Below are 10,968 nucleotides of genomic sequence, written 5' to 3' on the forward strand. Positions count from 1 at the left end.
GTCGCGTTCCCTCACAGCTCCTCGGCGGCCTCCTCGATGGACTCGCCGCGGGCGAGGCGGCTGTTGCGCATGCTGTAGACGAAGTACACGACCAGGCCGATCACCATCCAGATGCCGAACCGGATCCAGGTCCAGCCGTCCAGGTTCAGCATCAGGTACAGGCACGCGAGCACGGCCAGCACCGGCACCACCGGAACCCACGGCACCCGGAACGCGCGCGGCAGGTCCGGGCGGGTCCGCCGCAGCACCAGCACGCCCGCCGACACCAGAACGAACGCGAACAGCGTGCCGATGTTGGTCATCTCGGCCAGCACGTCGATCGGGGTCAGCGACGAGATCAGCGCGACCACGATCCCGGTGATCAGCGTGATCCGGTACGGCGTGCGGTACTTCGGGTGCACCTTCGCGAACCACACCGGTAGCAGCCCGTCGCGGCTCATCGCGAAGCCGACGCGGGCCTGGCCGAGCATCAGGATGAGGATCACCGTGGTCAGACCGGCGATCGCGCCCAGCGACACCAGGCCGACCGCCCACGGCGCGCCGATCGCCTGGAACGCGGTGGCCATCGGCGCCGCGGTGTCCAGCGCCGGGTACTTCACGATCCCGGTCATCACCAGCGACACCAGCACGTAGAGCACCGAGCACACCGCCAGCGACCCGAGGATGCCGATCGGCATGTCGCGCTGCGGCCTGCGCGTCTCCTCCGCGCCGCTGGCCACGATGTCGAACCCGATGTAGGCGAAGAACACCAGCGCCGCGCCCGCGACCAGGCCGCTGACGCCGAACGAGCCGGTCGCGCCGAAGATCGCGTTCACCAGCGGCTCGTCCAGCGGGGACCCGGCGGCGCCGGGAGCGGGCGGCTGGTGCGGCGGGATGAACGGGCTCCAGTTGGCCGTGTTGATGAAGAAGGCGCCGAAGATGATGAAGAACAGCACCACGGCCAGCTTGATCGCGACGACGACGTTGGTCACCGCGGAGCTGAGCCGGATGCCGACGACCAGCACGGCGGTCAGGATCAGCGCGATGACCGCGGCGGGCAGGTTCACCACGCCGCCCGCCCCGGGCGCGCCCGCGAGCGAGTCGGGCAGGGCGAGGCCGATCGAGCTCAGCGCCTCCACGAAGTACTGCGACCAGCCCACCGACACCGTCGAGGCGCCGAGGATGAACTCCAGGATGAGGTCCCAGCCGATGATCCACGCCAGGAACTCGCCCATGGAGGCGTAGGAGAACGTGTACGCCGAGCCCGCGACCGGCACCACCGAGGCGAACTCGGCGTAGCACAGGGCGGCCAGGCCGCAGGCGATGCCGGAGAGCACGAACGAGATGGCGATGCCGGGCCCGGCATCGGTGGCCGCGGCTACCCCGGTCAGCACGAAGATGCCGGTGCCGATGATCGCCCCGATGCCGATTCCGAGCAGGTCGACGGCGGAGAGCACTCGCCGCAGCCGGAACTCCGGTGCCTCGGCGTCGCGGATGGACTGCTCGGCTGACTTGACGCGCATGATGGACATGGATGCCTCCTCGCCTGCGGCCCCGGGCCGTTGCGGCTCGGTGGGCGACGGGCTGTCCTGACCAGAATTGTGCTTCAAGTCACAGAAGACAAGCTGTTTGGCGGTTTTGTGATGAGAGTGCGAGCCGCGTCCCGGGCGGTGTCGGCGGCGCCGGGATCGCCGGTGATGGCGGCGGTGGTGATGGCGCCGTCGACGAGCATGAGCAGCTGGTCGGCGCGTTTCTCCCGGTCGTCGCCGGTCAGCTGGTCCAGCAGGAACTCCCGGAGGGCGGCCTTGTGCTCGCGCGCGGCGCGGGCCACCGCGTCGGAGGTGGCGCCGAGCTCGCCGAAGGAGTTGATGAAGGCGCAGCCGCGGAATCCGGGGTCGGCGAACCAGTCGCGCAGCCAGTCGAAGACCGACAGCACCCCGGGGTTCCCGGCGACGTGGCCTGCCAGCTGCTCGCGCCAGCGGCGGTCGCGCCTGCGCAGGTAGGACTCGACGAGTTCGTCCTTCGACGCGAAGCACTGGTACAGCCGCTTGAGCGAGACGCCGGCCGCGGTGCGGATCTCGGCCATGCCCACGGCCTGGATCCCGCGCTCGTAGAACAGCGCCCCGGCCGCGTCCAGCACCTGTTCCCGATGGTCCATCCCGACTCCCGCTGGCGCAGAGAACATCCGTTCTCCTATGCTAGCCGAGCAGTCGGAGAACGATCGTTCTCCCTTGAGCAGCAAGGAGCTCCGATGTCGCGACCGCCGTTCCCGCCGTTCGACGAGCGCACCGCCGCGCAGAAGGTCCAGGCCGCCGAGGACGCCTGGAACACCCGCGACCCGGAACGGGTGGCGCTGGCCTACACCGAGGACTCGGTCTGGCGGAACCGGGACCGGTTCGTCACCGGCCGGGCCGAGATCGTCGAGTTCCTGCGCGAGAAGTGGTCGCGGGAGCTCGACTACGCGCTGCGCAAGGAGCTCTGGGGGTTTCGGGGCAACCGGATCGCGGTGCGGTTCCAGTACGAGTGCCGTGACGCCGGGGGCCAGGTCTGGCGCAGCTACGGCAACGAGCTGTGGGAGTTCACCGAGGACGGCCTGATGCGCCGCCGGGAGGCCAGCATCAACGACGTCCCGATCACCGAGGCGCAGCGCCGGATCCGCGGCCCGCGTCCGGAGTCCGAGCGCGGCGTGCTGCTGCCGGTGCGGTGACCGGGGTCAGCGGCCGAGGAGCGCGGGGAGGTCGGCGAACGAGTCGAGCACGTGGTCCGGCGTCCCGGAGGCGTGGTCCAGGCTCGCCTGGGTGAACTTCCCGGTGCGCACGAGCACGCCGGTGAGCCCGTGGCGCTGCGCCGCGAGCACGTCGGACTCGACGTCGTCGCCGACCATCAGCGCGTCGGCCGGGGTGGCGCCGAGGGAGTGCAGCGCGGAGGCGAAGAACTCCGCGCTGGGCTTGCCGACGACCACGGCCTCCCGGTCGGCCGCGCGTTCGATGCCTGCCAGGAACGCGCCGGTGTCCAGCTTCAGCCCCTCGTCGGTGCGCCACCGCAGGCTCCGGTGCATCGCGACGAACGCGGCCCCGCGCTGCACGAAGTCGAACACGCGGTTCAGCGCGGCGTAGTCGAACTCCGGCCCGGCGCCGCCGAGCACGACCACGTCCGGCGAGTCGTCGACCAGCTCGACCCCGGCGAGGTCGGCTGCGATGTCCCCGCTGTTGAGCAGCAGGCAGCGCGCACCGGGGTGGTGCCGCCGGAGGTAGGCGGCCGTCGCGGCCGGAGCGGTGATGATCTCGTCGAGCCCGATGTCGAACCCGGCCCCGGTCAGCGTCTCGGCGATGGCCGCCCGGGTGCGCGAGGTCGTGTTGGTGACCAGCCGCAGCGCTCCGCCGCCCCGGCGGAGCAGCCGCAACGCCTCGACCGCGCCGGGCAGCGGGCGCCACGACACGGTCAGCACGCCGTCGATGTCGATCAGCAGACTCCGCATGCCAGAACCGTACGTCGCCTGGACTGTGATCTGCCGACTCCGGTCGTACGGTCGGGAAGGAGGAAACCGCTGCCCGGGAGCCGTTCGCGATGACTCATGGACCTGCCGAACCAATCGTCCGAGGGCGCCGTCCGCTGGCCGCGCACCTCGCCGTCCACGCCTTCGTCCTGGTCCCCTTCGCGGCCCTGGCGGTGGCCGCGCCGATCGCCTGGGGCTGGGGCCTGAACTGGTCGGACCTGCTGCTGGCCGGGTTGTTCTACGTGGTCAGCGGGCTGGGCATCAGCATCGGGTACCACCGGCACTTCACCCACCGGTCGTTCCGGGCCAAGCGGGGGCTGCGGATCGCGCTCGCCGTGGCGGGCGGCCTCGCGCTGCAGGGTCCGGTGATCAACTGGGTCGCCGACCACCGCAGGCACCACGCCTACTCCGACCGCGAGGGCGACCCGCACTCGCCGTGGCGGTTCGGCACCTCGCCGGTGGCGGTGGCGCGCGGTTTCTGGCACGCGCACATGGGCTGGCTGTTCGAGCGCGACCTCACCAACGCCGAGCGGTTCGCCCCGGACCTGCTCGAGGACCGGGACATCCGGCGCATCGACCGGCTGTTTCCACTGTGGACGACGATCAGCCTGGTCGTGCCGAGCGCGCTCGGCGGCTTGCTCTCGTGGTCGTGGTGGGGCGCGTTGACCGGATTCTTCTGGGCCGGCCTGGTCCGGGCGTCGTTCCTGCACCACGTCACGTGGTCGGTGAACTCGATCTGCCACATGATCGGCGAGCGGCCGTTCAAGAGCCGGGACAAGGCCGCCAACTTCTGGCCGCTGGCGATCGTGTCCTTCGGCGAGTCCTGGCACAACTCCCACCACGCCGACCCGACCTGTGCCCGGCACGGTGTGCTGCGCGGCCAGCTGGACATCTCGGCGCGGGTCATCTGGTTCTTCGAGAAGGTCGGCTGGGCCTGGAAGGTCCGCTGGCCGACGCGACGGCGGCTCGCGCGCCTGTCCGCGTGACGCTCACGCGCCGGGTCGCGCCCGCCGGGTCAGGCGCCACTCGTCGAGCGCCTTCTGCTGCGCGGCAGCCACGTCGGAGTAGGTCGCACCGCTGTCGCTCTGGGCGGCGAGCACGGCGGTCACGTCGGTCACCACCTCGAGCCCGCGTTCGAGCGCCTGCGCGAGCGCGACGCTGATGTTGGCCGGGAGCTGCGGGGGAGTGCCCGCGCGCTCGACGGCGGGGTAGGTGTGCTCCCACACCCGGTCGAGGTGGTGGATGGCCTCCATCAGGGTCAGCCAGGGCACCAGTTGTTGCGTGCTTTTCTCCGGTACGTCCATCGCGAACCTCACCTGGACATGGCAGACGGCCCCGGCCGGGTCCGTCGTGGCGCGGGGTCACGAGGTGGATTGCCTGCGTGCCGAAACCGCCGACGCCCCAAGGCTACACCGGCGATCCCGGCCGGATTCCGGGCGATTTCCGTGAGTTCTCCACAACGGACGGGTTCAACCGACCCGTGCCGGGCGCACCACCTCGGCGAGGCGGCGGTAGGAGTCGAGCATCGCGGAGCGGTCGAACGTGCTTGTCACGACAAGCACTTCGTCGGCTCCGGTGCGCTCGCCCAGCCGGTCCAGGGCGGACCTGACCTCGCTCGCGGTGCCGTGGATCTGACCGCGCAACGACTCCTCGAACATCCGGTGCTCGCGGTCGGTCATCTCGGTTCGCCTGATCTCTTCGGGGGAAACCAGTGGCGGGAACACGCCGTGCGTGCGGGAGTAGGCCATCGACCACGCCTCGGGCAGCAGCAGTTCGTAGGCGCGCTCGGTGGTCTCGGCCACCGCAACGGTCTCCGACACCACCACGTACGGCTCCGCCGACCACTCCGACGGCCGGAAGCGCTCGCGGTACCGCTCGATCGCGCGCACCATCGCGTCCTTACCGCGCACGGCGGCGATCACCAGCGGCAGCCCGAAATCGGCCGCGGTGTCGGCTCCGGCGCCGGTCGCGAGCAGGAACGCGGGCAGCCGCAGCCCCTCGCTGGGCGTCGCGCCCACTCCGCCCTGCGGCCCGGCGAAGTAGCCGAGCAGTTCGGCCAGCTGCGCGCCGAACTCCTCGGCGGCGTCCTTGTCGGCGCCCAGCGCCCGGCGGACCGCGCCGGTGAACCCGACGGACCGGCCCAGGCCCATGTCGATGCGGCCGGGGAACAGCGATTCGAGCACACCGAACTGCTCGGCGACGACCAGCGGCCGGTGGTTGGGCAGCATCACGCCGCCGGTGCCGACCCGGATGTGCGAGGTCTGCGCCGCGACCGCCGCCGCCAGCACGGCAGGCGCGGACCCGGCGACGCCGGGGACGCCGTGGTGCTCGGAGACCCAGAACCGGTGGTAGCCCAGCTCCTCCACCTGCCTGGCGAACTCCACGGTGTCACGCAGCGCCTCGGGATGCCCCTGGCCGGTGCGGGTGCGGGAGCGGTCGAGCACGGAGAAGCGGTGTGGCAGCACATCCGGGTCAACGCCGCGCGGGCGGAGGGATTCCCGCGACGTCCGCGAGGTCACGCTCCGTGCACGGTCTCGTCGGCGGGACAGAAACATTGACAGCCGACCGCTGCGGGGCGCTACGGTTGTCGATCGGTCGAACCCGGCCTTCTCGCGGCGCTCGCCGCGCGGAAATCGAGGCTCTCAATTCTCCCGAAGTGGTGCCGCGTGCAAGCTGTCACAGGACGGAAACTGCTGGTCGTCGCGACTTTGGACAACACGTTGGCCGGTGCGGGCGGGATGGTCCCGGAAGGGGCGCGGCTGGCGATAAGCCGATTGTGCGCCAACGGCGGCCGATTCGTGCTGTCCACCACCCGGCCGCTGCGGTCGGCCCTGAATTCGGCGCTCCGGCTCGGGGCCGATATGCTCGTCTGTTCCGGCGGGGCCGTGGTGGTCGACCCGTGGAAAGCGCGGCTGCTGGTCGGCAGCGCTTTCTCGGTCCGGGATTCCCGCAGGTTGACCGATGTGCTGCGGAGCAGGCTCGACGGTGTCCGGATCGCATTCGACCACCGCGACCGCTGCGTGCTGGACGAGGATTTCCGCACCGGCTGGCCGGAGACGTCCGAACTGCACCGCCGGGCCCGCGCCGAGGTTTCCGGTGCTGTGACAAAGGTCATGGTCCAGTCCGATTCGGAGGATGTGGAGATCCTCGCGAAGAAAGTGCGGGCGGAAATCGGCGCCATCGGCGCGGTGGCGATTCCGGGTCCGGACTTCGTGGACGTCCTGCCGCCCGGCGTGGATTCCGCCGAGCACCTGCGCACGCTGGTGCCCGCGGGCACCACCACGGTCGCCTTCGGTGCCGCTCCGGCCGACGTTCCGCTGCTGCGCTGGGCGGATGTCGCGGTGGCGGTGGCCGACGCGGAGCTGTCGGTGATGGATTCCGCCGACTACCTCACCGCGCCGCGGGACGAGGACGGGGTGGCGCAGTTTCTCGACAGGGTCCTCTGTGGACAACCTTTGTAACTCTTAGTCACCCGGTTGGATGTATCCCGCGATCGGCTGTGGCCGTAAGGTGGAATCAATACTGTTGGGGAACGAGCTCGCGATACCGCGAAGGCGTGCGTGGCCGGGGTGCGCATGCTCGGCGGTGCCTGTCAGAAAGGGATCAGTGGTACTCGAAATGCGCAACCGTGATCAAGGTTCCCGGTTGTCCGGTCGCGATTCATACGGAGTCCGGGAGAATCACGTCGAACGGAATGGGGAAGTTCTCGCGACCCAGGTGGGCCTGCAGTTCCCGCATTCGCTGGCATTCGAGGAGTGGGAGCGGACCGGCAAGAAGATCACGCGGATCGTGAATTCGTCCGCCTGGTTTCTCGGAGACTGGGTGGTGTACGGGCAGACCCGTTACTCGGACCGTTACCGGCGCGCGATCGAGACGGCCCGGCTGGATTACCAGACGATTCGCAACTACGCGTGGGTCGCGCGCCGGTTCGAACATTCCCGGCGCCGGGACAAGCTCAGCTTCCAGCACCACGCCGAGGTCGCCGCGCTGCCCGCCGAGCAGCAGGACTACTGGCTCGACCTCGCCGAGGAGTCCGGCTGGTCCCGCAACCAGCTGCGCCAGCACGTCCGCAACAGCCGCCTCGCGGAGCGCGGCGCGGTGGCGCCGGAGCGCCCGATGCCGGCGATCCAGGTGACGACCGAGCGGCTGGAACGATGGCAGCGCGCGGCCGAGCAGGCCGGCAGCAGCATCGAGACCTGGATCATCGCCAACCTCGACTCGGCGGCGGGCCGCGCTCTGGAAGAGGGCGAGGCCAACCGGGCGTTAGCCGTCCACTGAGGACGGATCATCGGAAAGCCCTGTGGTGTAACGATTTTCCGCGATCAGCATTTGCAACGCGGCGGACCGGCTCCGCGATCCGCAACGGCTGGTTCGCCCGCGGCGAGCCCGGTGGTGACGGGGGCCGCGACCGGGGCGGCGGTGTGGAACGACATGCCACCAGTCGACTCCGCACCGCTCCCGACGCCCCGCCCGGCCCCGGCGTTGTTGCGTTGAACCTCGGTTGAAGTCGCATGCTCTTCCCGATGCCAAGATCGGGAGGGGAACGCGTGCTGAACTCCATTGCCGACGCCGGCCGGGCGCTCCGGGCGGGCGAGGTGACCAGCGTCGGGCTGCTCGACGCCGCGACGGCCGCCGCCGATCGCGCCGACGGCGTGCTCGGCGTCTACCTGACCCGCTTCCGCGAACCGGCGCTGGAGGCCGCGCGGCGCGCCGACCGCGAGCTGGCCGAGGGGCTGGATCGCGGGCCGCTGCACGGGATTCCGGTCGGCGTGAAGGACCTCATCGCCGCGGCGGAGGGACCGACCACCGCGCAGAGCCTCGTGCTCGGGGACGGCTGGGGAGCAGGGGTCGACGCGGCAGTGGTGGCGCGGGTCCGGGACGCGGGCGGCGTGATCACCGGCAAGACCACGACCATGGAGTTCGGCTGCGGGCTGCCCGATCCGTCGAAACCGTTCCCGGTCCCGCGAAATCCGTGGAACACCGGGAGGTGGGCCGGGGGATCCAGTTCCGGGACGGCCAGCGGTGTGGCGACCGGGATGTTCCTGGCCGGACTCGGCTCCGACACGGCCGGGAGCATCCGCATGCCTGCCGCGTTCTGCGGCGTGACCGGGCTGCTGCCGACGTTCGGACGGGTGCCGAGGTCCGGCTGCGTCCCCCTCGCCTACAGCCTGGACCGGATCGGACCGCTGGCGCGGACCGCCCGCGACTGCGGTGTGCTGCTGGAGGTCATCTCCGGTCACGATCCCGCCGACCCCGACTCCGCCCGCGCGCGGTTCGAGAATCCCGCCGCCGACGCGGATCTGACCGGCCTGCGGGTGGGTGTCGTGCGGGAAGGGCACTTCCCACCGGACGCTGATCCCGCGTTGGCGACTGCGTTCGACGATGCCGTTGCGGTGCTTGAAGAACTCGGTGCCGAAACGACCGAGGTCCGCCTGCCGTACCGGGAGGAAATGGTCGCGGCGGTCGTGATCAGCGCCTGCTGCGAGGGAATGGCCCACCACCGCGCGGAGTTGGTCGAGCGCTGGTCGGACTTCACGGTCGCCGCGCGAGGTCTGCTCGCCGCCGGAGCGCTCGTCTCCGGTGCCGACTACGTGCAGGCGCAGCGCGCACGGAGGGTCGCGCAGGCCGCGCTGTCCGAGCTGTTCGGTCGCGTGGACGTCATCGTGTGCCCGACGGCCTCGGTCGGCGCTCCCTGGTTCGAAGAGCTGGTCAACGAATTCGGGCACCAGGACAACGAGAAGCTGTTCTCGAAGCTGTACACGCCGTACTGGAACAGCGTTGCCAACCCGGTGCTCGCGGTGCCGATCGGCAGCACGGACGACGGCCGTCCACTGTCGATGCAGCTGGCGGGGAAGCTGTTCGACGACGCTTCGGTCCTGCGCGTCGGCGACGCGTTCCAGCAACGCACCGGCTGGCACCTGCGGACGCCGGACCTCACCGCGGAGGTGGCCTGATGCCCGACCTCCAGCGTGTCGCAGACCTGCTGGCGGCAGCAGGAATTCCGGCCGACGAGCGGGAAGTCCGCGGTCTGGCCGAGATCTACCGCGCACACCGGTCCGCAGTGGACTCCCTCCGCGCGATGCCGACGGACCACTGGTCGGCTCCGATCCTCAAAGTCGACGTCTCACCGGAAGCGGAAGACCATGCGAACTGAAACCCGCCCTCCTGCGGCGAAACCCGCGCCAGGAGCGGTGCTCGGACTGGCCTGCGCCGGTTCGTTCGTGGTGATCCTGGACGCCACCATCGTCTCGGTCGCACTGCCCGCGATCCGCGCGGAACTGGGGTTCAGCGCAGCCGCCCTGCCGTGGGTGGTCAACGCCTACACGCTGCTGTTCGCCGGGTTCCTCCTCCTCGGCGGGCGGCTGGCCGACGTCTTCGGGCAGCGCCGGATGTTCGTCCTCGGCATGGGCCTGTTCACCGCGGCGCGGATGGTCGGTGGGCTGGCCGCGACGGCTGAGCAGCTGCTCGTCGCGCGGGCCGTGCAGGGGTTCGGCGGCGCCCTGCTGATGCCGGTGACCCTGTCGCTGCTGACCACGGCCTTCACCGAGCCCCGGAAGCGGGCGCGCGCGTTGGGCACGTGGAGCGCGGTGGGTGCGATCGGTGCCGCATCCGGCCCGGTCGTCGGCGGGCTGCTGACGCAGTGGGCGGGCTGGCGGTGGGTCTTCTTCGCCACCGTCCCGATCGGCGTGCTGGCCATCGTCGCCGCGGCCGTGGTGCTCCCGCGACGGGAGGCGGCCCGAACCCGGCCCCGGCTCGACGTGATCGGCGCGGTGCTGGCGACGGCGGGCCTGGGCGGACTGGTTTACGCGGTCATGCAGTCCGCGGTCGTGCCGTTGCTGGGAGGGCTCGTGCTCCTCGTCGTTTTCCTGCTGCACCAAGGGAAGTGGGCGCACGAACCGCTGCTGCCGCTGAACGTGTTCCGGCTCCGGTCGGTCAGCAGCGGCAACGTGGTGATGTTCCTGCTGGGGCTGGGTTTCTTCGCCAGCCCGGTCCTGCTCGCGCTGTACTTGCAGGACGTGCACGGGTATTCGCCGCTGGAAGCCGGTCTGGCCTACCTCCCGATCGGGCTGGCGATGTTCTGCGGCGCGCAGTCGGCCGGTCCGATGTCGGTGAAGATGGGCGCGCGCCGCGCGGCGGTTGTGTGCTGCGCGATCGGTGCCGTGGGCTTCGCCGCGATCGCGATGCTTGTCGGGGTGCACGCCGCGTACCTGTCGTCGGTGCTGCTGCCGGGGATCGTGTTCGGGTTCGGGACGGCCGCCGCGTTCACCCCGATCACGGTGGCGGCGACCGGTGGGGTGCCGCCGAACCAGAACGGCCTCGCGGCCGGGCTGCTCAACACCGTCCGGCAGACCAGCGGCGCGGTCGGGCTCGCCGCGCTCAGCGCGCTCACCGTCGCGGTCGCGCGGGTGCCGGGGCCGGAACCGCTCGCGGGCGGGTACTCCGCCGCGTTCGCCGCTTCGGCGGGCTGCCTGGCGGTCGCGGCGGCCGTCGCG

The 10,968-nt window shown here is 70.9% G+C and carries 12 protein-coding genes; 7 read left to right on the top strand and 5 right to left on the bottom strand.

Annotated features, from left to right (window positions below; genetic code table 11):
* Positions 1-11: 11 nt before the first annotated feature.
* On the bottom strand, positions 12-1,511 hold the full coding sequence (locus ABD691_RS00545) for an amino acid permease (RefSeq protein ID WP_344677298.1): 1,500 nt from the start codon (positions 1,509-1,511) through the stop codon (positions 12-14).
* A gap of 74 nt (positions 1,512-1,585) precedes the next feature.
* Complete coding sequence (locus ABD691_RS00550) at positions 1,586-2,137, bottom strand: TetR/AcrR family transcriptional regulator (RefSeq protein ID WP_344677299.1); 552 nt, start codon at positions 2,135-2,137, stop codon at positions 1,586-1,588.
* Positions 2,138-2,230: 93 nt separating this feature from the next.
* Between ABD691_RS00550 and ABD691_RS00555 the strand changes: the two genes are divergently transcribed.
* Positions 2,231-2,686, top strand: a complete 456-nt coding sequence (locus tag ABD691_RS00555; protein WP_344677300.1) for a nuclear transport factor 2 family protein — start codon at positions 2,231-2,233, stop codon at positions 2,684-2,686.
* A gap of 6 nt (positions 2,687-2,692) precedes the next feature.
* Here the strand turns inward: ABD691_RS00555 and ABD691_RS00560 are convergent, their stop codons facing one another.
* Positions 2,693-3,457, bottom strand: a complete 765-nt coding sequence (locus ABD691_RS00560) for an HAD-IIA family hydrolase (protein WP_344677301.1) — start codon at positions 3,455-3,457, stop codon at positions 2,693-2,695.
* Positions 3,458-3,546: 89 nt separating this feature from the next.
* Between ABD691_RS00560 and ABD691_RS00565 the strand changes: the two genes are divergently transcribed.
* Entirely contained in the window at positions 3,547-4,461 is a 915-nt protein-coding gene (locus ABD691_RS00565; protein WP_344677302.1) for an acyl-CoA desaturase, read from the top strand.
* Positions 4,462-4,464: 3 nt separating this feature from the next.
* On the opposite strand, the gene ABD691_RS00570 is transcribed toward ABD691_RS00565, so the two are convergent.
* Positions 4,465-4,779: a hypothetical protein gene (locus ABD691_RS00570; RefSeq protein ID WP_344677303.1), complete on the bottom strand. Its 315-nt coding sequence runs from the start codon at positions 4,777-4,779 to the stop codon at positions 4,465-4,467.
* 165 nt (positions 4,780-4,944) lie between these two features.
* Positions 4,945-5,940, bottom strand: coding sequence for an LLM class flavin-dependent oxidoreductase (locus ABD691_RS00575; protein ID WP_344677515.1), 996 nt, complete (start codon positions 5,938-5,940; stop codon positions 4,945-4,947).
* Between the two features lie 201 nt (positions 5,941-6,141).
* On the opposite strand from ABD691_RS00575, the gene ABD691_RS00580 reads away from it, so the two are divergent.
* The 5 genes from ABD691_RS00580 to ABD691_RS00600 all read left to right on the top strand — a co-directional run.
* Positions 6,142-6,936 (top strand): HAD hydrolase family protein, encoded by a 795-nt coding sequence (locus tag ABD691_RS00580; protein WP_344677304.1) that lies wholly within the window; start codon positions 6,142-6,144, stop codon positions 6,934-6,936.
* Between the two features lie 256 nt (positions 6,937-7,192).
* On the top strand, positions 7,193-7,753 hold the full coding sequence (locus ABD691_RS00585; RefSeq protein ID WP_344677305.1) for an LmbU family transcriptional regulator: 561 nt from the start codon (positions 7,193-7,195) through the stop codon (positions 7,751-7,753).
* Between the two features lie 269 nt (positions 7,754-8,022).
* Positions 8,023-9,429: an amidase gene (locus ABD691_RS00590; protein WP_344677306.1), complete on the top strand. Its 1,407-nt coding sequence runs from the start codon at positions 8,023-8,025 to the stop codon at positions 9,427-9,429.
* A complete protein-coding gene (locus ABD691_RS00595; RefSeq protein WP_344677307.1) occupies positions 9,429-9,629 on the top strand; it encodes a hypothetical protein in 201 nt (66 codons plus the stop codon). The genes ABD691_RS00590 and ABD691_RS00595 overlap by 1 nt, the downstream gene beginning before the upstream one ends.
* On the top strand, positions 9,619-10,968 hold a 1,350-nt coding region (locus tag ABD691_RS00600; RefSeq protein WP_344677308.1), incomplete at its 3' end, for a DHA2 family efflux MFS transporter permease subunit. The genes ABD691_RS00595 and ABD691_RS00600, both read left to right, overlap by 11 nt.

Origin of the sequence: Saccharopolyspora taberi (genome assembly GCF_039534165.1) — a bacterium.
In the GTDB taxonomy this organism is placed as follows: domain Bacteria; phylum Actinomycetota; class Actinomycetes; order Mycobacteriales; family Pseudonocardiaceae; genus Saccharopolyspora_D; species Saccharopolyspora_D taberi.

Bases quoted from the DNA above. Each gene is read 5' to 3' on its own strand.
- ABD691_RS00545 (WP_344677298.1), bottom strand. From the start codon at position 1,511: ATGTCCATCATGCGCGTCAAGTCAGCCGAGCAGTCCATCCGCGACGCC.
- ABD691_RS00595 (WP_344677307.1), top strand. From the start codon at position 9,429: ATGCCCGACCTCCAGCGTGTCGCAGACCTGCTGGCGGCAGCAGGAATT.
- ABD691_RS00555 (WP_344677300.1), top strand. From the start codon at position 2,231: ATGTCGCGACCGCCGTTCCCGCCGTTCGACGAGCGCACCGCCGCGCAG.
- ABD691_RS00560 (WP_344677301.1), bottom strand. From the start codon at position 3,457: ATGCGGAGTCTGCTGATCGACATCGACGGCGTGCTGACCGTGTCGTGG.
- ABD691_RS00565 (WP_344677302.1), top strand. From the start codon at position 3,547: ATGACTCATGGACCTGCCGAACCAATCGTCCGAGGGCGCCGTCCGCTG.
- ABD691_RS00550 (WP_344677299.1), bottom strand. From the start codon at position 2,137: ATGGACCATCGGGAACAGGTGCTGGACGCGGCCGGGGCGCTGTTCTAC.
- ABD691_RS00570 (WP_344677303.1), bottom strand. From the start codon at position 4,779: ATGGACGTACCGGAGAAAAGCACGCAACAACTGGTGCCCTGGCTGACC.